A 25,259-nucleotide genomic window follows, 5' to 3' on the forward strand; every position below is an offset into this window, starting at 1 on the left:
CGAAAAGCATGCCAGCAGCTTTATTCAGCTTGCTCGCCGCTGGAAATGCCTAGTTTTTCCATACGATTGCTGAGTGTTTGGTAGTTGCTAATGTTTAAGTATTCAGCGGCTTGTTTCTTTTTACCGGCAGACTTTTTGATGGCCCGCTGCAGGTAATGGCGCTCGACTTGGTCTAAAAGTGCTTGCAGATCAAAGCCTTTGTGTAGCGGCTGATCAAGAATCTGATTTGTGCTCGCAGGCATTTGCAGCAGGTTGCGGCTGATATCGGCAGCCGTTATTTCTGCTTGCCGTGACCAGATCGCCGCGCGCAATAGGGTGTGGTAAAGCTCGCGCACATTGCCCGGCCATGAATGGCTTAGCAGAATATTTTTTGCGCCAACAGAAATTATTTTATTTTGCCACTCAGGCAAATCGCGGCTGTCGTTGTTAATTCGGGCAAGGCTGTGCTCAATCAATAGTTCTATATCTTCAGAACGATCGCGCAGCGGTGGTAAATGGATAATGCCTACTGCCAAGCGATGAAACAGGTCTTCACGGAAGCGCCCGGCGGCCACCTCCGCCATCAAATCCCGATGCGTGGCGGCGATGATGCGCACATCCACTTTGATTGGATTCGTTTCGCCAACAGGCGTGATTTGGCCTTCTTGCAAAGCGCGTAATAAACGCACTTGGGCATCAAGGGGTAAATCACCGATTTCGTCTAAAAATAGCGTGCCACCATCCGCCTCACGAAAATGGCCTTTACGTGCAGAATCTGCCCCCGTAAACGCGCCTTTTTTGTGGCCAAATAATTCTGAATTAACCAATTCTTTAGGAATGGCACCACAATTCACGGCAATAAAAGCCTGCGCTTTGCGGCGGCTGGCTTCATGAATTGCGGTCGCAAACAGCTCTTTACCCGTACCGGTTTCGCCCAAAATTAAAATGGGCACATTATGTATGGCAACACGGCGAGAGAGATCAATTTGCTCTTGCATCATGGCACTGCAATGGATGATTTTGGCAAATTCAGGGGCATGGCTGAGCGGCGCAGCCGCCAGTCGCTCGATTCGCTGATCGCTGCGCTGTAAAAATTCAGGCAGAAAATCACTGGCCAGATCAAAGGGAAAATCGACTTTTTCGATACCAAAAGTGACCGTGCCATCATCCAGCTTACTTTGCAATGATTGAATCAAAGACGCAGGAAAGCGCGTTTTGGCCAGCATAATCCAAATCACCGCCATCGCTGGTGTGCCTGGGCTGAGGTGAAAAGTGAGCTCGATATTGTCTTTAGGAAGTTTTAATTCGGTTAAAAACTGGCTGACTTGCAGGTAAATATCAGCGTAATGGGTTGGGCCAGCTAAGTGAACGTCTTGTAGATTAACCGCTACATAGCCTGTTTTTTGCTCTAACCAATCGCAAAACTGCACGCTGCGCTCATGCGGATAATTAGTGAGTAGATGAATGCAATCGTATTTGACGCTGCTATCCATCAGCGCATTGGCAACCGGGCCTACGCCATCGCGCAATGTACCTTCTGCTGCTTTGTGATCAGTCTCGCCAATCCAAGAAATAAGCCATTTTTTCTGCATGGCTCATTTTACCCTAAGGGCAGTGTAAGGATAATTAAATTTATCTTTTGAAGCCCCCCCTACACATAACTCAACCCAAGAAAGGATTACTAAAGAGCGATGCAGACCCCCTATGTCAGGATAGTTGAGATACTCCCTCCCCATCCCCACACTTCATCTAAAATCCACTGACTGCCAAAATTCATACTGTATCTGCGCATTCAATTACACGTGGCCTTCCTAATGTTTTAACCTCGCGATACTTTGGAATTTCTCCACGTCCAAATGTTCTGAACTTTGGCATATTCTCTGGGATTTGCAGTCTGATCAGCTCATCGATTTTTGTCAGGTAACTCACCACATAACGCATCAAATTCTTTCGCATCCCTACGTCCGAATAATGAATCATGCCAACAGCTAAACGCTCTAGCTGCTTGAGCACATCAGTATTTTTATTGCTGTTGTGATACGAACCATATCCACCTACAATTTTCTTACTCCAATACTGCCCAACCATGTCCGCATAATTAATACCCTGCTGCACCTTATTACCGTTAAAGAACAATATGCAATGGCAATGAAATCCCATTATTTTTCCATACTCGATACGCCAGACATACCCAACGCAATGCTCAAATAGACTGTTGTTCCGTCTGTTGTTTAAAAAAGTGTCTAAGTGTCGCTTGCACAAAGCAGCGTCATACCTAGCGTGGTAATCCTCTTTAAAATTAAGATCTAGCCGTACAACTAATAAACGGCTATAGCGGGAGAATAAGTAATCAACATACTTCATCGTTCCAGTGAAATTTTCTGAGTACATACCCGACCAAATACTGGCCTCTTTTTTAAACCCTTTATCATCTGCCTTTTTACGTATTTTTAATAATGCACGATTAAAGTGTTCACCAGCACAATGACCATCGGACATAACACAGAATGGTGGTACATGACGCCATTCCTGGCCATCGATGATATTGAGCAGTAACCGAACAAAAGGACTAATTTCTTGATTAGGGAACTGTATCTGAAGCTGCGGTAAACTTGGTAAGCATGAGAGCTGTGCCATTAAACGGCCTAAGCTCTTGGGGCGTATCTGCAGGCGCCCCATTTTATTCGTATTAATATCAAACCCTAATTCATTCGATGATAATATTCTTTGGCATAGACTCTCAATATGACAAAGCTGATCTAGCTCATTGGCATCGTTTGCTGCACTCAGCTCACTTTCGTCATGAACTAGTTTCTTCATATCAATAACTGATTTCCCATTTTCATTGCAATCAATAGATTCAATAGCATAAAAATGCTCAGAATACTTATTGCTTAATCCCATTTTAAGCTCCAAATAAAATGTGGCCTTATTTTAAGGATAAGGCCACATCTAGTTACGCTTCATTACTTACAGCTCATTTGCTATTAATCTAAAATATATTGAAATAGATAACAAATAGAACCGTAAATGCATTACAACAAAAAAACACCATTTTAAGGATAAAATGTTGATTAAATATTGTAAAAATTAAAGAGAAAATTAAAATAAAGTGTACGTAGTTAATCATAGATTGACACAGCAATAATTCACTACATCTATTTAAATTAAAATTGCACGTACATGAGTTATATTTTTATATTCACGAATTTCAACCAGCCCTGAGTTTTCTAAGTACTCTAGCGCCAAGTCAAGCCTATTTTTTGGCCTTAATGCCTTCGGACCATTTTGCATTAACCATACTTTTCGTAAACCAAAAAAATCTTGCTTATTCTTAATTACCTCAAGTAAATCTCTAGACTCAAGCTCAATACCTACTTTATTATAGTTAATCTCAGATTCAAAAATTAAAGAATATGCATCAGCATGATAACTTATTACCTCCACGGCCGACTCCATAACCGAGGAATTTATCTCTTCTGCATCCGGATTTTCCAGCATCATCATTAATGCTGCTACTTTTATGGTGTGTTGCGGAACTCTATTAATAAAGTCAGTACATTTCTCATATTCACCACCATACCTAGTAGAGTCATGGCACTTGGTATTCAACTGACTTAAAACTCTCATAGCGTCAGCAGTGATTCCAATTTGTATTACCCTATCTAAATGAAATTTTTCTGCAATACGCATGATTCTAAATTCAAACTCTTCAAAATACTTCTGGCTCAACTTCTTGCCTATGTTTTTTTTATTGCAACCACTAACGTTAGAGTATGAAAAAAGTAATCTAGAGCTAAAACCGCTTTCCCGCATGACTTTGCCATTTGTTCGAATAAGACTAGCTAGTAGTGAGTTTTGAATCGATAGGTTAAAATTTAGCCTAAATGATTTCAACACCTCTCGACCTTTCGTTACCCCAATAGAACAGTAGTCCCCACCATCTATCATGGTATTGGCTAAATCACAGCTTGGTAAAATTTTATATTTCAAAACATTAAATGCCTCATCATTGGCAACAATAGCCGATCTACCATATTTAATCATACCGCCAATTAATGCAGCAAGATTGCATGAGTGGTATATGATTTGAATATCCGCCCCTTCTTTTGGTTTATTTTCCAATAAAAACTTCATCTCACTTAGAAGTTCTTTTTTTGTGGCCTCATCATTTTTCCTATCCATTTCTTTAGAGATTATCTTTTTCTTACACTTCCACAACTCTTTCTCAATGTACAATTCATTCTTTTCCTTCTCAGCATTGTCTTTAAGCATATTTTCGAACTTTTTTATCGGCTCAAGACATTTTAGTAATACTCTAGTCTTGCCAGTACCGGTCATTTGAGCATTAAGCATTGCTATAACAACATTAATATCATTCTCACCATAACCTGTTACTCGAAGATTTCCTTGAAGAGCTGCAGCTATGGATGTAAGAATGCCCTGCGCAACAGCACTAGTCGGAACTCCTAAATTAAAGGCTACTTCATTAAGTAACTTCCTACCAAAGTCCGGCCAGTATTCAACTGGATATTCACATAGTGTATTTTTATCCGCATATTCTTGCCGTTTTTTTTCTTGCTTCTCTCTAGCCCTTCGTGCATCTTCTTCTGTATAAAATCTATTTTTCATAGTAGATTCAATCATTTAATTTGCCTCTCACTTTATTAAAGTATTAACTGATATTTTTGAATTGTTATTTAGCAACCGTTGACAAACAATTCACTGGCAACAGTCGCTCTTTTTAACTTTTTCAACTTTACAAAACGTCACTTAATTTACGGGCCTACCAATGAAGCAATCCAATTGTTTATTTCTGACTCAATAAAGCCAATTGCTCTGGCCCCAATTTGAATCTTCTTAGGGAAAAATGGATCGTAGTATTTACTGTGTTTATCCATCTTCGAGTAAATCGATGAGCGCGACAGACCTGTGCGTGCAAGTACATCAGGTAGCCGAAGAATCGTATTTGGAGGCGAATTGAGTTCAGACATTGCGCGCTCCTTCTAAAGCAAAGACTTCAAGATTTAGCACGCAGCCCCACACAGAACGACGAAGCGTTCTCGGTTTTGATGAAATGCTAGCGATCTTCAATTTCCAGACATGAAAATCTGCAACGCATAACAAAATAAAGAAGCGTAAGACGCTGATGCATTGAAAAATCAGAGTGAATATATTTATATTTGAGGTTTCAGCTTGAAGGTGCTGAGAGGGGAAGTACGAGATTTGCTGCAGAGGAAAAACGGAAGATGCTGCGTAGTAAGCTTGGTTATGTGAATAGGGCTCTCCATCCGAGTCGGAATCTCCGCCAGAAGCAGCTTTAGCCGAAGAAGATGAAGTGAATTTACGAACACTGCGAGTTATTTTTCTTGCCGAAATGGTTTTAGCACGACTAGGTGTTGTAGCTAACACATAAGTTCTAGATTTTGAAAGCATGCGTTTCAATTCTGCCAAAGTATTTGTCAACTTGTGCATGATCACTTCACTACTCAAGACAATTTTTGCGTGTGTAGTATTAAGCCCCAGATTTACTTCACTCAGGCCACACAACAATTGTCCGATTTCCTCCTCTGGTGAGAAGTGCTTGTCGGCATCATTGCCAACTGAACAACTAATGTTACTCATCATTTTTCCTTTGAAATTGAGCCCATAAATGAGCCTTAATATAAGAGCACACTTTGAGCTTAGGTATCAAGCGTAATGAATTTCACACCGATTGCCTGAAGGGCGTGTTTAAAAAAACCCGCGCTTTGCGGCATAAAATACCTATAGCCGCGTTGTTAACGTGCAACAAAGTCATTCTCAGCGTTTTCCACTAAATTCTATTTTTATACGAAACTATCTACTGCCACCGCATATATGCCTACTCCTAGATAATCACCCCTGCTATTCCTGCTATCAATAGCAGGAATAGCAGGGGTATGGCCACCTCAGACGATTAAAAATTCAAAAAAATAGAATTCAAATTTTTATAACAGTCAAAAAAATTTCAAATCTATATCACTCACGTAGAAACACCATCGTTTTACCTTTGAATATCTAGCCCGAGCTTTGTCTCGGGCTTTTTTACGTCTGGAGAAATCAAATGGCACATCTCGTAGAAACAATGGCTTTTGTAGGCCAAGAGCCCTGGCATGGTTTGGGTAGTAAATTAACTGCACAGCAGCCTTTAGAAATTTGGCAGGCGGAGGCAGGAATGAATTGGTCTATCGATCAAAGTGACGTGTTATTCAATGTTGCACCTGGCGGCATGCACATACGTTCGCACAGCGATTCAAAGGTGCTGTATCGATCAGATACCTTAGCGCCGCTCTCGGTGGTCTCTAGTCGCTATAACGTGGTGCAGCCGCATGACGTGCTGCAGTTTTATAACGATCTGGTCAGCGCTGGAGGCTTTGAGCTGGAAACGGCGGGGGTATTGAAGGGAGGCAAGAAGCTGTGGGCTTTAGCCCGCACTGGTCAAGAGGCGATGCTGAAAGGCAAAGATAACGTTAAAGCTTATCTGCTTCTGGCGACCAGCTGTGATGGCTCGATGTGCACAACGGCGCAATTTACCTCGGTGCGGGTGGTTTGTAATAACACGCTGCAAATGGCCGTGGGCGATGCTACCGGCGCAGTCAAGGTGCCACATTCCACTAAGTTTGATCCTAAGGCCATTAAAGAATCGCTTGGTATTGGCTTGTCGTCGTGGGATCTCTTTATTGGCAATATGAAACAGCTTTCCCAGCGTTCAGTTTCTGAAATTGAAGTGGCTCAATTCTTTGGCGAAGTGCTGAGTGAGCAAGCTTCTGAAGCAGAAGAGCCACAGGTTTCTCGTGCCATGCAGCAGGTGATTGCGCTGTATAGCGGTGCGGGGATGGGCTCCTTGCTAACCAGTAGCCGTGGTACAGCCTGGGGCTTACTCAATGCAGTGACGGAGTTTGTGGATCACCAAAGACGCGCCCGCAATCAAGACTACCGCCTCGATTCCGCATGGTTTGGGCAAGGGGCACAACTCAAGCAAAAAGCCTTAAATACGGCGCTGGCCCTACTGAACTGAATCCTCTTCTTTACCCCCTCATAAAGCCCTGTCTGGTTGCTAACCGGCAGGGCTTTATGCCGTCTGGAGTTTGAATCATGTGCAAAAAATATGGACGTGCCATTCGTTTGGCGTCAACGGTAAATCTGCCCCGGGAAGAGTGGTTGCGTATTCGTGGCTTAGGCATTGGCTCGTCAGATGCTGCGGCAGCGATTGGTTTATCGCCTTACAAAAGCCCGCTTTCGCTGTGGCTGGAAAAAACACATCGCAGGCCACCTGATGATTTATCAGAAAAAGAAGCGGTGATCTGGGGTACGGTTTTAGAGCCAGTATTAGCAACGGTCTACGCCCAGCGAACCGGCTTAAAAGTACGCAAAGTTAACGCGGTGCTACAAGATCCTGATTACCCCTTTATGTTGGCAAATTTAGATCGGGAGGTATTAGGCCACCCCGATGGTACGGGTGTTTTAGAAATCAAAACGGCCAGTTATTTCTCTGCTCCTCAATGGGAAGATGGTATCCCGGTGGCTTATCAATGCCAGGTATTACATCAGCTTGCTGTGACTGGGCATGCCTGGGCTGACGTGGCGGTGTTAATAGGGGGTCAAGATTTTAGGATTTATCGCATCCAGCGTGATGAGGACAAGATTGCCGATTTAATCCGCTTGGTAAGCGTTTTTTGGCAACACATTACGAATGATACTCAACCCACTCCCGATGGCTCTGAGGATGCCGCCAAGGCCCTGCAATGGCTATTTCCAAGGGATGACGGTCAAACTTTAGATCTCTCTGAATCCGTTGAATTTAATCAGCTTTTCAGCACTTTGCTCTCGCTACGTCAGAGCAAAGAAGACGTTGAAGCACAAGAGGCCAGCGTGCGCCAGCAAATCCAAAATGCCCTTGGCAATGCCAGCACGGCAGTCTTTCAAGAGGGCCGTGTTACGTGGAAGAAAAGCAAAGACCGGCTGGCTCCTGATTTAGATCGCCTCACCGCAGCCTATCCCGATTTAATCCAGCAATACACCAAGCCCGTCAGCGGCTCACGCCGCTTTGTGGTTCAGGCCGAAAGGAGAAGCGCATCATGATTAAAGGATTAGCCATTACTCCGCCCGTGATTGGGCGCATTAGCATCGGCAAGTTGATTAAAAAGAACGACAAGCTGATCCCTGAGAAAGACGATAGCTTTACGCTCACCACCCAAGTGCAAAACCGTGACGGCTGGATGCTGCACCCCCTGCACCAGCAATACGCTGACAGCAGCCATAACGGCAAGATCCGCATGATTCCGGTGCGGGTTTTGTTTAACGATAGTAATTTGAATTTACGTGCTGAATTTAGTGCGTTTGATCGCACTACGGGCAGGCCACTTTGTGTGGGTGATGGGGAAAAAGCCAAGCGCGTTAGTGGGGAAGGGATAGACGAGGTAGCTTGCCTTACTCCAGAGCGTTGCGCTTTTGCTCAAGAGAAAGGCTGCAAGCTGTTTGGCCGCTTGAATGTGCAGATCGAGGGGCAGAACGATGAACTGGGCTCGTTTGTGTTTCGCACCACCGGCTATAACTCGGTACGCACGCTGGCAGCAAGGCTAAAGTATTTTGAAGCGGTCAGTGGTGGCAATACCCGCCATCTGCCTTTACTGCTGAGGCTACGCGCAAAAAGCACCACGCAATCGTATCGAACACCGGTGTTCTACGTCGATCTCACTTTAAGGGAAGAAGACAGCCTGGCTGAAGCGGTGTGCTTTGCCCGTAGTGAAGCCATCCGTTACCAAGAGGCAGGGGTAGAAACAGCGCAATTAGAGGCTGCAGCCAGACAGCTTTTACAGAATGGCCAGTTTGAAGACGGTGAAGAAGAAATGCCCTTGGTACTGGAAGAATTCTATCCAGAAGCAGAAACCAGCGAGGCCACTTTAGCTGTTGATCAAGCCCCTAAACTCCCTACACCCAAACCTACTCAGCTGGTGCGCCCGGCAAGGCTGACCCAAAAGCTGGGGACGGCCAACAAGCCCGAATCGAAAGCAGCCTAAAACACGGCATATCGCCCCAGTTAATCTGGGGCTTTTTTATGCGCGTAAGTATCGATCACAAAGGAAAAAACATCATGCAACTAGGCGATCATTTAGTGTCAGAGCGCATTGGCTACTCGCATCACGGCCTTTATATCGGGCGCAATCGCGTGATTCATTATTCAGGCTCTTCACTGGGAGAATTACAAACGGGAGTGATTGAAATCATTGATCTGGAAACCTTTTGCCAGGGGAACGGCTATAGCGTGAGAAGCTACCCTTTCCGTATTTACGATCGTGAAACCAGCATTGAGCGTGCTAAATCGCGTTTGGGGGAGGATTGGTACAACGTGCTGTTGAATAACTGCGAGCACTTTGTGACGTGGTGCATTCTGGGGCTGCACTCCAGCTCGCAAGTCAATCACGTGATTGATGGCATTATGGTTAGCGAGGCCATTCTTAATGATGCGGTGGAAACAACCGTGGTTGAAATGATCTCTGGCTTGGCGATTCAGCACGCTAAAGAAGGTACAACAAGGCATTTAGTACCTGCTGTTTCAACCGCGCTAGGCACTGCCGCCGCCATGTCTACTTCTGCGAGCATAAGCACAGGCGTTATTTCAACGCTCACGGCAACAACGCTAAGCTCAATTGCTCTTCCTGCGATTGCAGGCTCATTGATCGGCTATGGTGCGCTGAAATTGCTGGGGAGTTTTTTTGATGATTAGTTGTTAAGTATTGAAAAAGCCCGATTTGAATTGGGCTTTTTTTTTGTGCGCTCAAGTGGTTTCTTGTAAAGACAGAGCTGATTAGTGCTGAGATTAGGGATTCCTATTGAATCATCAGTTCAGCTTATTGAAGGCGCAGCCAAATTTTCAGATGTCATTCTTGGTAGAGAAGCACTATTTGATGCTTAGAATGTCAATCAGCATCCAATATTTTTCACCCATCAAGTAAGGCACCACCAGATGCCGGAAACGGCAGACAACCTAGTTCGTCCAAAATCAGCGCATCAATCTCACTGAACTGCCGCGCCAAGTTGCCGCTTTTACCCAAATTCACCCTTTCTTAATTGGAAGAAATGGCTCCTTATCAACTGAAGACCTAATACAGCATAAACAAAGCCTCATGTAATATCAAAAATCACCTCTAAACCCTTGGTTTATGATGACTTTCGATCTCCTTGCCTCTTTCGCCGCTGCCTTTAATCAGGATCAGCGCCTCATCTCTCTTCAGCTTGGCGATGGCTCAGTGTGGAGTGAACAGTTATTGCCCCAGCGCGTAACAGGGAGTGAGGGCATCAATCAGGCATACCGCTACCAGATCGATTGCTTATCCCCCGATGGTGGATTAGAGCTTAAATCGCTACTGGGTTTGCCAGTCGTTCTGTCTATTGAAAATGCGAATGGTGAGGCGGTTGAGCGCTGCGGGGTCATTAGTCAGGCACAGCTTTTAGGTTCTGATGGCGGCTTCGCAAAGTACGCGCTGACAGTAGAGCCGCCTTTTGCTTTGCTTAGATACCGGCGCACTTCCCGCGTGTTCCAGGATTTATCTGTCCCCGACATTGTGAAGCAGGTACTGGCTGAGCATCAGGAAAAAAATCCGGTGTTTGCCTCGGTGCAAATGCTGGATTTCAAGCTCTCCGGCACGCATTCACCGCGATCCTATTGCTTACAATACCGCGAATCCGATTTCGATTTTCTGACACGATTATTAGCAGAGGAAGGCTTAGCCTGGTTATTTAATCATTTGCCGGGCGACAGCCCTCAGGTTCAGTTGCTCGTGTTTGATGATGCTTTTGCAATTGCAGAAGCGACGGATCCATTTGTTAGATTTCACAGAGCCGACGCCACGGAAGAGAGCGATAGTCTGACTGAATGGCAGAGCCAGCGGCAAATCGGCAGCAGCAGTGTGTCTTTGGCCAGCTTTGATTACAAAGCCACCAGCACTAACCAAAGCTCTGATGAAAGTAGCATCGATCAGGGTGATGGTGGACAGCAGCTGCAGGTAAGCTTCGAAGATTATGACCCGCAATCGCTCTATTACGCCAGCGACGCGGAAGGCTTAAGCCACTATGCTAATTTGCGTCAGCAGGCAGCGGATGCCAAAAAGAAATCCTTTAGCGGCTCTGGTACTTTACGCAGCCTGCAGGCCGGGCAGTGGTTCCGCCTGGAAGATCATCCCGCACATGAATGGGATAGCGCCGAGCAACGTGAATTTGCCGTTACCGAGCTGAAATTTACCGCAAACAATAACCTTCCAGCGGATCTCACCCAGCAACTTAGCTTAGTCGCGCCCGGCTTACTCGTAGGAGCGGCTTTAGCCGCGAATAATCCCCCTTATCAAGCCGATTTTACCGCCCAAAGGCGCGGCCAGCCGATCGTGCCCGCTTTTGCCCATATCGAACACAGCAAGCCCAAAAGCTTTGGCGTACAGACCGCCACCGTGGTCGGCCCTGCCGGATCAGAAGTCCACACCGATGAGCAAGGGCGCATAAAAATAGAATTCCACTGGCAGCGTGCCGCAGAGCATCCTGAGTTTGGCGCAAACATGGATGATAAGTCATCCTGCTGGATACGTGTCGCCTACCCATCGGCAGGTGCTGGCTTTGGGCATCAGTTCATCCCGCGCATCGGTCAGGAAGTGTTAGTCGATTTTATCGAAGGCGACATCGACCGGCCGATTGTCACTGGCGTGGTCCATAACGGTAGCCACCCTGTGCCGACATTCAGTGGCGCAGGCGCTTTGCCCGCCAATAAAACGTTATCCGGCATCAAAGCTAAAGAGCATGAAGGTGGCCAATACGGCGAGCTGCTGTTTGATGATAGCAAGGGCGAAGTCCGAACCAAGCTATCCAGCGAGCACGGTAAAACCCAGCTGAACCTCGGCTATCTGATACACCCGCGTACCGACGGTAAAGGTGAGCCACGCGGCGAAGGCTTTGAGCTGCGTAGTGATAAACAAGGCGCAATCCGCGCCAATGGCTTACTCATCAGCACCGAAGCCAAGAGTGGTGCATCTGGCAAGCAGCTCGATCGCAGCCCCGCGCAAAGCCAGCTGGAATCCGCCCTGGCACTGGCTCAAAGCCTGGGTGAAACAGCAACCAATCAGCTTGCCGATACGATTGAAACCGGCGACGATGAACAAACCATCAAGCCCGACAACAGCCCCGGCGGCAAAGCCACCATCGGCCATCTGCACCACCATGTGCACGCCAGCAAAAGCTTTGAAGCTGGGTCAAACACCGATAAAGATGGCAAAAGCCAATCCAAAGAGCAGGCAGGCCAGCAAAAAATCATCCTGCTGCACGGCGAGGATGGCGTAGCGATTACTAGCCCGCAAAGCCAGACGCACACCGCAGGCACCAACCTGGATTTGATTGCCCAGCGTGATACAAATCAAACCTCCGGCCGCCGCTGGATTCATAACGTCGGCCAGCATATCAGTCTGTTTGTAGCCGGGGTAAAAGATAAAGTTGCGTTAAAACTGATCGCCGCCAAAGGCCAGCTGCAAATGCAGGCGCAAAGCGACGATATCGAAATCACCGCCGACAAAAACGCTAAGTTCACAGCGATTAAAGGCAAGGGCCTTTTTAACGCCAAACAGGAAATTCTGCTCACTGCTGGTGGGGCTTATATCCGCATCAAAGATGGAAAGATCGAGCTGCATGCACCGGGAAAGGTGAGTATTAAAGGCGGCAGCCATGATTGGAGCGGGCCAGCGAGTTTAAATCCGCCTTTGCCAGCATTTGCAGGCAAGGCAGCTGCCGTGGGTGATATTCAGCTCCATCATTTCTATGAAAATATGGAAGGGATTAAAAGCGGCAAGTACACCTTACTGGATCTCAATGGAAATAAGCATGAAGGGGCGCTGGATGCGGAGGGCAAAGCGCTGGTGAGTGGCTTGCCGATGGGCGCAATCAGCGTTGCCTTTCAGGCGGACCCGCGAGCACCTAAAAGTCAGGAACGTAAATTCGATATTCCTAAATGGCCCCAAGCGCCTTTAGCTGCCAACAAGACCGTCGAGGAGGCGCAAGCTTTAAGCCAGCTGGAAGGGTTAATTCCTGAGGCCGGAGCTAAAGCGGCCCAGCTAGCGACTCAGTCTGCAGCACCATTGGTTGCTGAACAACTCATCTCTGCCAAAGCACTGCTGGGGCAGGCAGAGCAAGGCTTAGCGAAAGTTCAGCAAGGGCTGGATCAGCTGAAACAAGTTCAAGCCAAGGCGGAACAAGCGCAGGCCTTACTCGATCAAGCCAGAAAAAAAATACTTTGAGCCTGGCCAGCTAATAAACAACGCCTCCTATAACCCCGCCTGGCGTCATCCCTGGGCTTTAATAATTGCTGAATAAAACATGGTCACACACTCTATTCCATACCTTAACCCTAAGCCCTCAGAAACAAAGGGCGAATACGGCGAGCGTGCCGAGCTAGTGAGCGAAGTAATGAAGCAATACGCTCTGGTGCCGCTGGATGCGCAATTGTCTAAAGATGTGCAAAGTAATGTTGGGGAGTTTGATAAGTGGATTCAGGAGCTAACGGGCGGCAAGTTATCGCTGAATGATTTGCAAATGGTTTTGGCAGGCATTCCCGTGATTGGCAATCTGATTGCGGCCAGCGATGTGATTATTGGTTTGTATGAGTTAACGCAAAAGCAAACTGAACCCGAGGTGATGGATTGGTTTGGTATTGGGGTCGATACGATAGGCGTAATTCCACTGCCACCGGGCTTGGCGCCGCTACGAATGACTTTACGCCCGGTGATTGCCGCCGTGAAGCAATCGGTAGTTGTTAATAAAGGCGCAGTGGCTTCTGCTGTGGTTGAAGTGATTACCAGTCATATCATGGCCGATCAGCGGGTAGCAGCCACCGTAGAAACAGCGGTTCAAGATCTGAGCAAAGCCATTCAGCCGATTATGGAAAACGTAGCGACGTTTATCATGGGCCTGATTGATCAATTCGCTTTATTCCTCAGGCAACTATCAACTGGAGAGCTGGGTAAGTATCGTGCGGTTCCTGCAGGTATTGCTTACAACAAAGGTACTAATTTCCGTGATGCCAAAGCCACCAAGACCAGTATCTTCCATGCTCTGCTGGAGATCTGTGCCAGTGCCAGAAATGTGGTCATCAATACCATTAGCAAGTTGGTGCTCTCTACGGAGCAAAAAGCATGGTTAATGCAAGCTGCAAACCACTTAGAGCATAAAATTTCACCGCTGGTGAAAGCGAAGATGAAAGATCTGGGCGATGACAAAGTACAAGGCAGCATTGCTCAGCTGCTCAAAACCTTGTTAGAACATCTGGCCCATAAAAAAACCAATAAAACCCAGGGTTCTGCCACGCCAGGGGTGAAGTCTGAAGCTAAATACCGCGTATCCCAACAGCAGGTTGAAAAATCCCGTAAACTTCAAAAAGCAGAAAAAGCCCCCAATAGCTGCAAAAGCTGCCCGATTACTGGTGGCACCGCCCATTCGATTGGCTTTGCCCTTGGCGAAGAAAGCTTCAGCCACACTGATTTTGTATTAGAAGGCGTGATGCCTATAGTTTGGGCTCGTACGTATAACTCCCGCTTAGCCCGTTTTGACCAAAGCAACCAGGGCGCACGCTGGCTGACGCCATTCCACACCCGCTTTGATCTAAGCGACGATGGCATGGTGTATATCGACGATCAGGGACGCGAAACACCCTATCCCCGCTTAAAAGTGGGCGAACACCACCAAGACCGCAGCGAAGGCCAAACCCTCAGCCAGTTGAGCGACAAACTGCTCACCGTGGCGCATGGCCATGAGCTGCTCGAGATCTTTGAACGTCATGGCGAAAGCTATTTACTGGCCATGTTGCGCGACCGGGCAGGTAATGAAATTGTGCTGGATTATGATATTCAGGGCCGCCTGAGCCGCCTGAGAAATGGCGAATCGCCTTGGGCACAGCTGCAGTACGATGCGCACAACAGAATCAGCAGCATTAGCTTAGCCAGCACGCCCCCTCGTCAACTCGCCAGCTATCAGTACAACGATGCGGGCGATTTGATAAGCGCCAGCGACGAAGACCAGCAGCGCTGGCAGTACCAATACCAACACCATCTGATTACCCGCTACACCGACCGCACCGGCCGGGGGCAGAATATCGAGTGGGACGGCACAGACGCCAAATCCAAAGCGATTCGTGAATACGCTGACGACGGCAGCAACAGCATCCAGCTCGAATATGTACCTGACCTGCGCCTGACCATCGCCACCGATGCGCTGGCGCAAGAGACTTACTATTACTTTGATATCGACGGCTATGTGTATCGCACGGTTTACCCAGATGGCAAAGAAGAATGGGCTTTCAGGGATGAAGCTAAAAACCTGACCAAACACATCCACCCCGATGGTACGGCAGAAAGCTTTATTTATGACGACAAAGACAATCTGATCGAGCATATCCGTCCGGATCAAACTCGGGTATTGATGGCCTATGACGATAAAGACCAGCTAATCCGCATCACCGATCCAAGCGGCCATGAATGGCTGCGCGAATATGATGCCCAAGGCAATCTCACCAAAGAAACCGACCCGCTGGGCCATAGCACCCAATACAGCTATAACCCGCAGGGCCTGCCGGTCGCCATTAAAGATGCCAAAGGCGGCAGCAAAAAACTCGCCTATCTGCCCAATGGGCAGCTCAGTAGCTATACCGACTGCTCTGGCAAAACCAGTCAGTGGCAATACGACGCCCGTGGCCGCCTGATTGTGGCGCAAGATGCCGCAGGCAATGCCAGCCAGTATCACTACGGCAGCGATGGACAGCTGGCTAAAGTCGTCAATCCTGACGGCACGCACAGCCTGCTGCAATACGATGCCGAAGGCCGCTTACTCAGCCACACCGACGCGCTACAAGCTAAAACCCAGTTTGATTACGACCGCGCAGGCCGAGTCAGTAGCCGCAAAGACGCCGCCAATCAAACCCTGAATTATCAGTACGATAAGCTAGGCCGCCTGCTCAGCCTGATTAATGAAAATAACGAGGCTTATCGTTTTACTTACGATGCCGCCAGCCGCCTGCAGGAAGAAACCGACTTCGGCAATAAACGCACCCGCTACCAGTACGAAGCAGCAACGGGCCGCCTGCAGCAAATCGACGAAGCTGGGAAAATCACCACCCTTGCCTACGATGAAACCGGTCGCTTAACAGCAAGGCAGAGTGGCCAAAGCAGCGAGCGCTTTAGATACGACGTATTAGGCCGGATTTACGCCGCTAAAAACCAATACAGCGAATGCCATTTTGCTTTTGATGCCGTCGGCAACCTCATCACCGAGCGCCACGAATACAAGCTATTCGGCCAGCAACAGCAGTACAACTGGCAGCATGAATACGACGAACTCGGCAACCGCATCGCCAGCATCCGCCCCGATGGCCAGCGCACCGACTGGCTGATTTACGGCAGTGGCCACGTGCACGGCATGCTGTGGAATAAACAAGAAATCGCCAGCTTTGAGCGTGATGATCTGCACCGCGAAACCCAGCGAACGCTGGGCAATCAACTGACTGCACACACCCACTTCGACAAAATGGGCCGCATTACCCAGCAAACACTCAGCGGTAAAACCAGCAGCAACCGCAGCTACAAATACGATCCAGTCGGCCAGTTGCTGGGCATCAGCGACAGCCGCAGCGGCCAGATCAGCTATCAATACGATCCAGTAGGCCGTCTTATCGCTGCCAACAGCCGCCTCGGCCATGAAACCTTCGCCTTCGATCCAGCCAGTAACTTAGTCGATACAAAAGCTGGCACCAGCAGCAGCTTGCCCACCATGCCCGCTGTGCTCGGCAACTTATTAAAGCAATACGCCGGAACCCATTACAAATACGACGCCCGCAGCAATCTGATCGAAAAACAGCAAGGCGAACAAACCACTAAATACAGCTGGGATGGTTTTAACCGCCTGAGTAAAATCAGCAGCCAAGCGGGCGAAACCAAATACTTCTACGACGTATTCGGCCGCCGCATCGGCAAAGAAAACGCTCAAGGTAAAACAACATTCATCTGGGACGGCGACGTTATCGCCCTGGAAAAAACTGCCGAACAAACACGCCATTACCTGTTTGAACCCAACAGCTTTATACCGCTGGCGCAAATCGTCTCCACCAACGACAGCGAACAAGAACACACCGCCTACTACCATGTGGATCAACTTGGTACACCGCAAACACTTAGCGATGAAAACGGCGAAATCGCATGGAGCGCAGAGTACAAGGCGTGGGGTGAAGCGCAGGTCGTCATCAGTGAAGCGGCAAAAGAAGCTGGAATCAACAATTCCATACGCTTTCAAGGCCAATACTACGACGAAGAATCCGGCTTGCACTACAACCGCCACCGCTATTACGATCCGGAGATTGGGCGGTTTATTAGTAGTGATCCGATTGGCTTGATGGGGGGATTTAATACTCATGCTTATGCGCCGAATCCGACGGGGTGGATCGATCCACAGGGATTGGCTCGTGATCCAAAATCATCGTATCCAGCAACAGATGTAATGCCTAAAATAGCAGGTACAGAACGCCATCATGTCATTCCGTATCATTTGCGTGACCATCCTGCAATGAGAGATGCAGGCTTAGATATCAATTCAGCAAAAAATATGATGTATCTTCCAAGACATTGCAACACAAGTACAACAACAAATAGAACGCGTCATTCCTGCTTTAAACTTGGTGATGATAAACATGCAAACTATGACCAGCATATGCGGCAACAGCTGGATTCAATTTCTAGAAAAGCAGATCAGAATGATTGGGACTCTTCACAAATAAGGCAAGAGATTGAGAAATTGCAGTCCAGCACGAGACAAGACCTAAGAAAAGGAAAAAAAACATGGCCATGAAAGTTTATGATCTTGTAGTTAAGTCAAAGAAGGATGCTTGCTATGCTTATATGCCTGATGCGATATTAAGCTCGCCCAACAAGAGGAGCTTATATCGTTTTTTATATTCCGAGGATTCATGCAACTGGCCTGACTGGATCAGCAGTTTCTACTTCTATGCACAAGAAGGACTCACAGATGTTGAATTAACCCATTTAGATTATTTGGAAGTGCTTGGCCCTTATGCATTATTTTCTGAGAATTTTTTTAAAGTTTTCCATGAGCTATTGCAAACTGAAGTGATATTTCATCCTATTCAAGTTATTGCCCATCGCGGAGAAGGGAAAGCATACAATTTTTACTTGGCTAAATTTTTACGGAGTGAAAAATTTTTACGCGCAAATGAAAATGGAAAAGCAATGATTGAGTTATATTCTAAGTTTACTCCATTTTTATTAGCAAAAGATGTAGCGCCAGAATACGCGTACTGCTACTTTGCATCTGAGTCAATGGTCAATATTTGTAAAGAAAATAACATGCAAATTGCATTTAAAGAAGCTAAATTCCGCTAAAGAGCAATGGGGGCAGGTCTTACATTTCATAAAAAATATAAAACCTGTTCCTTTAGTTCATCAAGACTAAGTTAAAAAACAAATTTACAAAGAACAATTAGGGCATGTTTTAATTCAGGTAAATAGATCTTCGCTTCAGCTAAAAATAAAAAGAAAACCAAATGTTTACAATGCAAAACACCAGTAAAACCGAGAGATCTTTTCTTGATCTGAAAGACCAAAATGGCGACGTATTAAAACATTTCGTTTTGGGACTTGATGTTAGTAAATTTCAGAATGGAGTAAGTTTAAAGCTAAAGGCCCAAAAGTTTTTTAATCTAAAAAATATTGAAGATTGCGATTTCTTTCAGCCAACAATGCCATTTCCTGTTTTTTCTTGTCACGCAAAAGAAGTTATTGAAGCATGCACGAACGATATTGATTTTGCACCTTGTGAAATATTTATTAATGGTATATTTGTAAAGGCATTTGCTGGAAGAATTTTAAATTTTAAGCCTGTTTTTGTAAGAGAGGGAGAGTACGCAATTAAAGTTAGGAATGAATTCATGCCCAGTGAAAATGATTTTATTATTAGAGATTCTGAAAATGAGCAGTTTTACTTTGTTACTGAGCGCTTTCGTAAGCTTTGTTCGGATTCCAAGTTAAAAATAAGATTTATTGATTTTTCAATGTTTAAATAAGAATGTCGTGAACATTATTAACGATAGCTTAATAAACTTTGTATTTGATAAATAAAAATTTGTAGGGTCAGATACCGTCTTGCAAGTCAAGGTTTTTAGTCCCGAAATGGGCATCAAACGGTACGCCTGACTGTTGGAGATAACAAGCAAGCCCATCGCTTAATACCTGAAGAAATATGGGCAAAACATGAGGGCTTTCTTAATAAAGTTGGAATGAGCGGACAACGTGATGATGCAGCGAATGGCTTATTGATTCCTGATAGTGCACAAAAAGCTCGACAGATGAAAAAACGTTTTTACCATTGCGGCTCTCATGCTGGATATTCTGCTGTTGTAAATAATCAGGTCCAAAAAATTAGAGATGAATATGAAAATGGTGATATTTCCTCCACGGAAGCTGCAAATAAAATTTCCGCACTGCAAGACAGATTACGAACAGGCCTGAACGTTAGTGGCGGAAAATCACCAATTAGAATTAGGTAGAAAATAATGAAAAAATACTTTGCACTTGCGCGGAAAAACCAAATTGGTTGCCCTGTCGGTTATATAAATTGGGTTTTGTATGATAAGTACTATCCTTTAAAAGAAGCAAAAAAAATTCAACATGGGTACTACCCTTGGTATGCTGAAAACAGGGAAAGTAAAATTGACAATTTTCCTGAAAACATCCATCTAATCTACAATGGAGGTGAGGTCGATTTTGATATACGAGCAGAGCCAGGAAATTATTTTATTGTAATAAGTAAAAATGCGCTTGAAGTTATTAATAAATTTTCCATTCAATTTGATGATATAAGAGAGGTTGTCATCTGTGATGCGAATGGTCAAAAAACGTCTAATAAAGAGTACTGTGTCGCTCGGCTTACACCTATTACAGCGGAAGAAGTTGACTCTGGATCATCTGAATTTATTAAGAATGAATATGGAAGAATAACAAAAATAAGAAAAATTTCTTTTTCTCCACAGTTTGATTGCGATTTATTTAGAATAAAAGGTATGTTAGGCGGGAGTCAAACATTAATTTGCTCAGAAGAGTTAAAAAATGAATTAGAACTTGCCAATGCTGATAACGGGATTAATTTCGTTGATTTATCTTCATTTTCTTGCTCTACCTTTTGGAACTTCGAAGCGATTTGATTTTTTAATTTGGACTTCAATGTTGCCGCAGAAGATTTTGAAATCCTGATTTTATTTTAATAATTGAGGCAACATAATTAGATCAGAAAAGACGTTATTTTATTTTTAGCATAAAATATGCCAAGAAAATCAGATCATTCACTACGGCTTGAGAGCCTTCCTGCCGGGATCAAAGAAGCGGCCCAAAGCTGGATTCCTATTGCTATTGGTAAGCGTCGAAGCCCTATAGGTAAGCGGCAATGTTTGCGGGTATTGCAAGCGGTTGCAAAGGCATGGGGTGGAGAATGCCTTTCTGAGGAGTACATAAATAGCAGCGTTAAATTGTCTTTTCGCTGTAGCAAAGGGCATCGCTGGGAGTCGTATGACCGCACTATATTGCGTGGTGGCTTTTGTCCTGTTTGTTATGACAGAGGGCGTCATACTTTGAAAGGTACAAGCAGTGGCTGCGGAGCGTGGCTGGCAGTGCTTAAGCACGCATTATGAGAACAGAAATGCCCCCATGCTGTGGCGCTGCAAAAACATAATAACTGGGGTCAGAGTAAACTTAATTCTGCTTTCTTTTGCTCTAAGAGGATTTAATTTTTTTTCCGACTCCTATTATTTTAATCAATACGCCGGAACCCATTACAAATACGACGCCCGCAGCAATCTGATTGAAAAACAGCAAGGTGAGCAGATCACCCAATACAGCTGGGATGGTTTTAACCGCCTGGGTAAAATCAGCAGCCAAGCGGGCGAGACCAAATACTTCTACGACGTATTCGGCCGCCGCATCGGCAAAGAAAACGCCCGAGGCAAAACAGAATTCATCTGGGACGGCGACGTCATCGCCCTGGAAAAAACTGCCGAACAAACACGCCATTACCTGTTTGAACCCAACAGCTTTATACCGCTGGCGCAAATCGTCTCCACCAACGACAGCGAACAAGAACACACCGCCTACTACCATGTGGATCAACTTGGTACACCGCAAACACTTAGCGATGAAAACGGCGAAATCGCATGGAGCGCAGAGTACAAGGCGTGGGGCGAAGCGCAGGTCGTCATCAGCGAAGCGGCAAAAGAAGCCGGAATCGATAACCCAATCCGCTTTCAAGGCCAATACTTTGACGAAGAATCCGGCTTGCACTACAACCGCCACCGCTATTACGATCCGGAGATTGGGCGGTTTATTAGTAGTGATCCGATTGGGTTAATGGGGGGATTAAATACCCATGCTTATGCGCCAAATCCAACAAGGTGGACTGATCCTACTGGATTAAGTCCATGTTTATGTGATTGTGAAGAGATTCTTGCTCAGGAAGGCGTTAAAACAGGCCGCCATGGTGATTTAAAGAAGATTGGTGATTTAAAGAAGATTGGTGGTTTACAGGATTCGCATCATATTTATCAAGATGCATCCGTCAATGGCATTGCAAACTATAACTATAACGATGCCCCAGCGATTAGTTTACAAGGCCGAAATGCAGATGGCACAACACGAGGAACACCACATTATAAAGCAAATAGAGCTCAAGATTCAGCGTCTACGGCTGGGTTGCTAGGTAGTGAAACTGTTGTGGCCTATAAGTCTTTAAGAGCTGCTGGACTTAGTCCTCAGGCGGCAAAATGTGCGACATTAAAAGCGCGAGGTTATTTTAAAGGAATTGGTGCAAGTTCAGGCACAAGTACGGTAACGCCATCAAAAAGGGGAAAAAAATGACGAATAAGGTTGCTCAAGAAAAAGCTTATATGCTTGCTGTTGAATTTATTGATGCGATAAACACAAACGACAAAGAAAAATTGAAGGAGAAATTTAGTGTTTCCCAAGCAGTTTTAGATGAAATATATGAAGAGATCGAGTATTTTTTTGACGGTATTCCACCTATCTCTTTGCCCTCTATTGAAACCGCTTTTTTATCTAGAAATCCTAAAACATTTTTTGATTTCTATAAAATGGATGATGATATTTTTTGGGGAGCAGAGTGTACTTTGTTTGTTGATGGGAAAATCGCTGAACCGATCCTTCATCTAGAATTTATTGAGCGTGATGACGAGTTATTTTTAACATATAAATATTTAGGATCTTAATAATTAAAGCAATCTACACGATGAGTCGTTAGATCAGAAAAAAATGAGGAGGTCTAATTTCTTTATAAATATTAACCAGATTATGTCTTTTGCTCAGTCAAGTCCCCATATGGCCATTGTCCGGCTTGAGTGAAGTGCGCATGGAATAAGGGCGTTCCGCCCATTTAACCATCCGAAGCAGCTATGCTGTGCAAGCAGCTAAATCAAGGGTTCCGGAGCAAAAGACATAATTAGGAATATTAAACTTCCTATGAAATAGCCAGCATATTTTTTCTATGGCAATACCTAGCTAGGTTAAGTTTAGGTTGCAAAAATGAATAAGTATTTTGTCATGGCAGCAAAAGTAGAAACAGGTTGTCCTCCGGGCTTTTATTATGTGTATTTACTAAGCGCATTTGATGCTAAAACCTACAAAACTCGGCAATTGTCAAAGTAGTTGAGATGTTTTTACGATTTAAGCTGCCTGTAATTCCTCGCTTGTTTTAGGTTCAATGACCCGGTCTGGGTTGAGTTGCACTTCGTTTTGCCAGCTCCAGTTCCGAGTCGCGTTCCGCCACCGTTCCGGTCGCGCCTGACACGCGGCTTGGTAGAGGGTGTGGCGTTTTTCTAATAGTGCTTTGTCCTGCCCTTGATACCGCTGTGCCGGTGCGTATGGCTGTACCAATCCACAAAACGCCTGACCCATTGCCTTGCTTCATCCAGACTGGCAAAGCCTTTATGCGGCCAGGCGGGCCAATATTTCAGCGTGCGGAACACCAACCCACAGCTTGAATCCTGTAGCAAGTAGCCACAGCGAGAGAAAAAAGCCCAGCGTCCATATCATTGCGTTCGAGTAATACGGCACAAAAAGCCGACCAAATAAGACTGTAGCCAACAGTAACAGCATTCCAACGGCAAGGATCATGACTGTGCGCATGGTATTGAATCTCGAAAAATGGTGGATGAATGCAAGGCTGGTTTGTGATCCCTCTATACTAGACAAACATCCCGCCTGACACCTCAATACGTTGTGCGTTGATCCAACCGCTTTGATCATGCAACAGTGCCGTGATGGCACCACCAATATCGTCGGGCAACCCAACACGACCCAGTGCGGTCTGATTAGCGATAAACTGATTCAATTGTTCATTATCGCGCACCGCACCACCGCCAAAATCGGTTTCAATTGCGCCAGGTGCAATCACATTAACTCGGATACCGCGCTCACCTAGCTCTTTAGCCAAATAGCGGCTAAGTACTTCAACTGCGCCTTTCATGGTGGCGTATGCAGCAAAGCCGGGCAAAGCGAAGCGGGTTAGCCCGGTAGACACATTAATAATTCGCCCCTGATCGGCTAGTAGCGGAAGTAGCTGCTGAGTTAGGAAAAATACGCCTTTCACATGCAAATTCATAAGTTGGTCAAACTGTGCTTCGGTGGTTTTAATAAAACCGGTATGAATCCCGATACCTGCGTTATTGATCAAAAAATTAAACTGACTGCGTTGCCAGTGCTGCTCTAAGGCGGCCTCGACGCGACTGGCAAAATCGCTAAATTGAGCGCATTGCCCTGCATCGAGTTGTAGGGCAACGGCTTTGCGCCCCAGCGCTTCGATTTGTGCCACAACCGTAGCCGCTTCATCGGTACGACTATGGTAGGTCAGAATAATATCCACACCACTAGCTGCAAGCTGCAGAGCGGTATTCTTACCGAGACCACGGCTAGCGCCGGTAATTAATGCAATTTTGGTATTCATCAGGATTCCTTGGTGGATTTAAAAAAACATAAGCAAGTCTATTGCCTATTTTTTGATAGATAAACAGGCTTATAATGGCATCACTATCCATGAAAATAGAACAATCAGCTAACCAGGGCGAAAAGGGAATAAGGCGAATTAATGCATCCAACTGAAGCCATGCAGATTTTTATCAGGGTCGCGGAACTAGGTAGTTTTACCTTGGCAGCTCAGGCGCTAGCTCAGCCTCGTGCCACGGTTAGCAGTGCCGTGCAGCAGCTGGAAAGCTGGTTGGGGGTTCAGCTATTGCTACGTACAACCCGTAAAGTGCAAATCACTCCCGATGGGCAGGCTTTTTATGAGCGCAGCCGAGATTTGTTAGCGGATATGGATGAATTGCAAAACCTGTTTCAGCACACCTCGGCCACCCTGAAGGGGCGATTGCGAGTGGATATGCCAGCGGGTATTGCGACGCAGATGGTATTGCCGCGTTTACCCGAATTTATGGCAGAGCATCCGCAATTACAGATCGAGCTCAGTAGCACGGACCGACGTGTTGATCTGGTCAGGGATGGCTTTGATTGTGTGATTCGCGTTGGGCAGCTGGCCGACTCAAACTATATCGCTCGGCCATTAGGACAAATGCGGCAAATCAATTGCGCCAGTCCTGCCTATTTGGCGGCACATGGTACACCGCTACAGCTGGCGGATCTGGCACAGCATCAGTTGATCCACTACCAGCCCAACCTTGGTGATAAAGTGCTGGGCTGGGAATACCACGACGGACAAAGCGTGCAACAGATTCAAATGGGCGGCCTACTTACGGTGAATCATACCGATTCATATCAAGCAGCCTGTGTGGCGGGGTTGGGGCTCATTCAAGTGCCAGAACTTGGTGTGCAACATTTGCTAGCTAGTGGGCAATTGTGCGAAATTTTGCCGCAGTACTGTGCACCATCTTTACCTATTTCGTTGCTTTATACACAACGCCGACATTTATCCAAACGAGTGCAGGTGTTTATGCAATGGATTAGCACAATCAGCGCGCATTATCTAACAAGCACTTCTTCTATTTGAAGTAGGGGGGATTACCACCCCACCTTGTATCTTGTTCCCTGTGGTGGTTAGCTACTACCACACGAGGCAAAGTGAGTTTGGGCCCAACCTTAAGGCATTGACCTTCTCTTGTAGATCAAACCCTTCGCCTCTCTTCTTTCGCCAAATCAGACACTGAACGGTAGCCAAGG

The 25,259-nt window shown here is 46.0% G+C and carries 22 protein-coding genes; 13 read left to right on the forward strand and 9 right to left on the reverse strand.

What is annotated here, in order from left to right; all coding sequences use genetic code 11:
• Nucleotides 1-20 precede the first annotated feature (20 nt).
• The 5 genes from EJO50_RS02685 to EJO50_RS02705 all read right to left on the reverse strand — a co-directional run bounded on the left by EJO50_RS02685 (nt 21) and on the right by EJO50_RS02705 (nt 5,604).
• The gene (locus tag EJO50_RS02685; protein ID WP_125971456.1) at nt 21-1,571 is read right to left on the reverse strand and encodes a sigma-54 interaction domain-containing protein; all 1,551 of its coding nucleotides are present in this window, start codon (nt 1,569-1,571) and stop codon (nt 21-23) included.
• 181 nt (nt 1,572-1,752) lie between these two features.
• Entirely contained in the window at nt 1,753-2,883 is a 1,131-nt protein-coding gene (locus tag EJO50_RS02690; RefSeq protein WP_125971457.1) for a YagK/YfjJ domain-containing protein, read from the reverse strand.
• A 258-nt stretch (nt 2,884-3,141) separates the two neighbouring features.
• Complete coding sequence (locus EJO50_RS02695; RefSeq protein ID WP_125971458.1) at nt 3,142-4,626, reverse strand: DUF3987 domain-containing protein; 1,485 nt, start codon at nt 4,624-4,626, stop codon at nt 3,142-3,144.
• A gap of 131 nt (nt 4,627-4,757) precedes the next feature.
• Nucleotides 4,758-4,973: a helix-turn-helix transcriptional regulator gene (locus EJO50_RS02700; RefSeq protein ID WP_125971459.1), complete on the reverse strand. Its 216-nt coding sequence runs from the start codon at nt 4,971-4,973 to the stop codon at nt 4,758-4,760.
• The gene (locus EJO50_RS02705) at nt 4,966-5,604 is read right to left on the reverse strand and encodes a hypothetical protein (protein WP_164521413.1); all 639 of its coding nucleotides are present in this window, start codon (nt 5,602-5,604) and stop codon (nt 4,966-4,968) included. The genes EJO50_RS02700 and EJO50_RS02705 overlap by 8 nt, the downstream gene beginning before the upstream one ends.
• A 460-nt stretch (nt 5,605-6,064) precedes the next feature.
• On the opposite strand from EJO50_RS02705, the gene EJO50_RS02710 reads away from it, so the two are divergent.
• The 12 genes from EJO50_RS02710 to EJO50_RS02770 all read left to right on the forward strand — a co-directional run bounded on the left by EJO50_RS02710 (nt 6,065) and on the right by EJO50_RS02770 (nt 22,300).
• Entirely contained in the window at nt 6,065-7,018 is a 954-nt protein-coding gene (locus tag EJO50_RS02710) for a DUF932 domain-containing protein (RefSeq protein WP_125971461.1), read from the forward strand.
• A gap of 77 nt (nt 7,019-7,095) precedes the next feature.
• Nucleotides 7,096-8,082, forward strand: a complete 987-nt coding sequence (locus EJO50_RS02715; RefSeq protein WP_125971462.1) for a YqaJ viral recombinase family nuclease — start codon at nt 7,096-7,098, stop codon at nt 8,080-8,082.
• The gene (locus tag EJO50_RS02720) at nt 8,079-9,020 is read left to right on the forward strand and encodes a recombination directionality factor (RefSeq protein WP_125971463.1); all 942 of its coding nucleotides are present in this window, start codon (nt 8,079-8,081) and stop codon (nt 9,018-9,020) included. The genes EJO50_RS02715 and EJO50_RS02720 overlap by 4 nt, the downstream gene beginning before the upstream one ends.
• Nucleotides 9,021-9,058: 38 nt before the next feature.
• Nucleotides 9,059-9,727, forward strand: a complete 669-nt coding sequence (locus EJO50_RS02725; protein WP_125971464.1) for a lecithin retinol acyltransferase family protein — start codon at nt 9,059-9,061, stop codon at nt 9,725-9,727.
• A gap of 436 nt (nt 9,728-10,163) precedes the next feature.
• Entirely contained in the window at nt 10,164-13,271 is a 3,108-nt protein-coding gene (locus EJO50_RS02735; RefSeq protein WP_233702160.1) for a type VI secretion system tip protein TssI/VgrG, read from the forward strand.
• A 79-nt stretch (nt 13,272-13,350) separates the two neighbouring features.
• Nucleotides 13,351-17,862, forward strand: coding sequence for an RHS repeat-associated core domain-containing protein (locus EJO50_RS02740; protein WP_125971465.1), 4,512 nt, complete (start codon nt 13,351-13,353; stop codon nt 17,860-17,862).
• A complete protein-coding gene (locus EJO50_RS02745; protein ID WP_125971466.1) occupies nt 17,853-18,413 on the forward strand; it encodes a hypothetical protein in 561 nt (186 codons plus the stop codon). The genes EJO50_RS02740 and EJO50_RS02745 overlap by 10 nt, the downstream gene beginning before the upstream one ends.
• Nucleotides 18,414-18,574: 161 nt before the next feature.
• Nucleotides 18,575-19,093 carry a hypothetical protein gene (locus tag EJO50_RS02750; RefSeq protein WP_125971467.1) on the forward strand — a complete coding sequence of 173 codons (519 nt, stop codon included), beginning with the start codon at nt 18,575-18,577 and terminating at the stop codon, nt 19,091-19,093.
• Nucleotides 19,094-19,267: 174 nt separating this feature from the next.
• Nucleotides 19,268-19,576 carry an AHH domain-containing protein gene (locus tag EJO50_RS02755; protein ID WP_233702202.1) on the forward strand — a complete coding sequence of 103 codons (309 nt, stop codon included), beginning with the start codon at nt 19,268-19,270 and terminating at the stop codon, nt 19,574-19,576.
• A gap of 6 nt (nt 19,577-19,582) precedes the next feature.
• Nucleotides 19,583-20,230: a hypothetical protein gene (locus EJO50_RS02760; RefSeq protein ID WP_125971469.1), complete on the forward strand. Its 648-nt coding sequence runs from the start codon at nt 19,583-19,585 to the stop codon at nt 20,228-20,230.
• A gap of 499 nt (nt 20,231-20,729) precedes the next feature.
• Entirely contained in the window at nt 20,730-21,932 is a 1,203-nt protein-coding gene (locus EJO50_RS02765) for an RHS repeat domain-containing protein (RefSeq protein WP_125971470.1), read from the forward strand.
• Nucleotides 21,929-22,300 (forward strand): hypothetical protein, encoded by a 372-nt coding sequence (locus EJO50_RS02770; RefSeq protein WP_125971471.1) that lies wholly within the window; start codon nt 21,929-21,931, stop codon nt 22,298-22,300. Before EJO50_RS02765 ends, EJO50_RS02770 begins: the two co-directional genes overlap by 4 nt.
• Before the next feature lie 454 nt (nt 22,301-22,754).
• On the opposite strand, the gene EJO50_RS02775 is transcribed toward EJO50_RS02770, so the two are convergent.
• The 4 genes from EJO50_RS02775 to EJO50_RS02780 are packed head-to-tail and all read right to left on the reverse strand — an operon-like array spanning nt 22,755 to nt 24,033.
• The gene (locus EJO50_RS02775) at nt 22,755-22,964 is read right to left on the reverse strand and encodes a hypothetical protein (RefSeq protein WP_206434544.1); all 210 of its coding nucleotides are present in this window, start codon (nt 22,962-22,964) and stop codon (nt 22,755-22,757) included.
• Nucleotides 22,907-23,056 carry an integrase core domain-containing protein gene (locus tag EJO50_RS17690; protein ID WP_206434435.1) on the reverse strand — a complete coding sequence of 50 codons (150 nt, stop codon included), beginning with the start codon at nt 23,054-23,056 and terminating at the stop codon, nt 22,907-22,909. The genes EJO50_RS02775 and EJO50_RS17690 overlap by 58 nt, the downstream gene beginning before the upstream one ends.
• Nucleotides 23,016-23,282, reverse strand: coding sequence for a hypothetical protein (locus tag EJO50_RS17105; protein ID WP_164521381.1), 267 nt, complete (start codon nt 23,280-23,282; stop codon nt 23,016-23,018). The genes EJO50_RS17690 and EJO50_RS17105 overlap by 41 nt, the downstream gene beginning before the upstream one ends.
• Entirely contained in the window at nt 23,275-24,033 is a 759-nt protein-coding gene (locus tag EJO50_RS02780) for an SDR family NAD(P)-dependent oxidoreductase (protein ID WP_125971472.1), read from the reverse strand. Before EJO50_RS02780 ends, EJO50_RS17105 begins: the two co-directional genes overlap by 8 nt.
• A gap of 141 nt (nt 24,034-24,174) precedes the next feature.
• Here EJO50_RS02780 and EJO50_RS02785 point away from each other — a divergent pair, with 141 nt between their 5' ends.
• Nucleotides 24,175-25,089 carry a LysR family transcriptional regulator gene (locus EJO50_RS02785; protein WP_125971473.1) on the forward strand — a complete coding sequence of 305 codons (915 nt, stop codon included), beginning with the start codon at nt 24,175-24,177 and terminating at the stop codon, nt 25,087-25,089.
• Nucleotides 25,090-25,259 lie beyond the last annotated feature (170 nt).

The organism is Iodobacter ciconiae (assembly GCF_003952345.1).
In the GTDB taxonomy this organism is placed as follows: Bacteria; Pseudomonadota; Gammaproteobacteria; order Burkholderiales; family Chitinibacteraceae; genus Iodobacter; species Iodobacter ciconiae.

Excerpts from the sequence above, each read along its gene's own strand:
- EJO50_RS02735 (WP_233702160.1), top strand. The coding sequence starts at position 10,164 with ATGATGACTTTCGATCTCCTTGCCTCTTTCGCCGCTGCCTTTAATCAG.
- EJO50_RS02745 (WP_125971466.1), top strand. The coding sequence starts at position 17,853 with ATGGCCATGAAAGTTTATGATCTTGTAGTTAAGTCAAAGAAGGATGCT.
- EJO50_RS02765 (WP_125971470.1), top strand. The coding sequence starts at position 20,730 with ATGCTGTGGCGCTGCAAAAACATAATAACTGGGGTCAGAGTAAACTTA.
- EJO50_RS02770 (WP_125971471.1), top strand. The coding sequence starts at position 21,929 with ATGACGAATAAGGTTGCTCAAGAAAAAGCTTATATGCTTGCTGTTGAA.
- EJO50_RS02785 (WP_125971473.1), top strand. The coding sequence starts at position 24,175 with ATGCATCCAACTGAAGCCATGCAGATTTTTATCAGGGTCGCGGAACTA.
- EJO50_RS02715 (WP_125971462.1), top strand. The coding sequence starts at position 7,096 with ATGTGCAAAAAATATGGACGTGCCATTCGTTTGGCGTCAACGGTAAAT.
- EJO50_RS02750 (WP_125971467.1), top strand. The coding sequence starts at position 18,575 with ATGTTTACAATGCAAAACACCAGTAAAACCGAGAGATCTTTTCTTGAT.
- EJO50_RS02760 (WP_125971469.1), top strand. The coding sequence starts at position 19,583 with ATGAAAAAATACTTTGCACTTGCGCGGAAAAACCAAATTGGTTGCCCT.
- EJO50_RS02720 (WP_125971463.1), top strand. The coding sequence starts at position 8,079 with ATGATTAAAGGATTAGCCATTACTCCGCCCGTGATTGGGCGCATTAGC.
- EJO50_RS02695 (WP_125971458.1), bottom strand. The coding sequence starts at position 4,626 with ATGATTGAATCTACTATGAAAAATAGATTTTATACAGAAGAAGATGCA.
- EJO50_RS02725 (WP_125971464.1), top strand. The coding sequence starts at position 9,059 with ATGCGCGTAAGTATCGATCACAAAGGAAAAAACATCATGCAACTAGGC.
- EJO50_RS02710 (WP_125971461.1), top strand. The coding sequence starts at position 6,065 with ATGGCACATCTCGTAGAAACAATGGCTTTTGTAGGCCAAGAGCCCTGG.
- EJO50_RS02705 (WP_164521413.1), bottom strand. The coding sequence starts at position 5,604 with ATGAGTAACATTAGTTGTTCAGTTGGCAATGATGCCGACAAGCACTTC.
- EJO50_RS02740 (WP_125971465.1), top strand. The coding sequence starts at position 13,351 with ATGGTCACACACTCTATTCCATACCTTAACCCTAAGCCCTCAGAAACA.
- EJO50_RS02690 (WP_125971457.1), bottom strand. The coding sequence starts at position 2,883 with ATGGGATTAAGCAATAAGTATTCTGAGCATTTTTATGCTATTGAATCT.
- EJO50_RS02700 (WP_125971459.1), bottom strand. The coding sequence starts at position 4,973 with ATGTCTGAACTCAATTCGCCTCCAAATACGATTCTTCGGCTACCTGAT.
- EJO50_RS02685 (WP_125971456.1), bottom strand. The coding sequence starts at position 1,571 with ATGCAGAAAAAATGGCTTATTTCTTGGATTGGCGAGACTGATCACAAA.
- EJO50_RS02780 (WP_125971472.1), bottom strand. The coding sequence starts at position 24,033 with ATGAATACCAAAATTGCATTAATTACCGGCGCTAGCCGTGGTCTCGGT.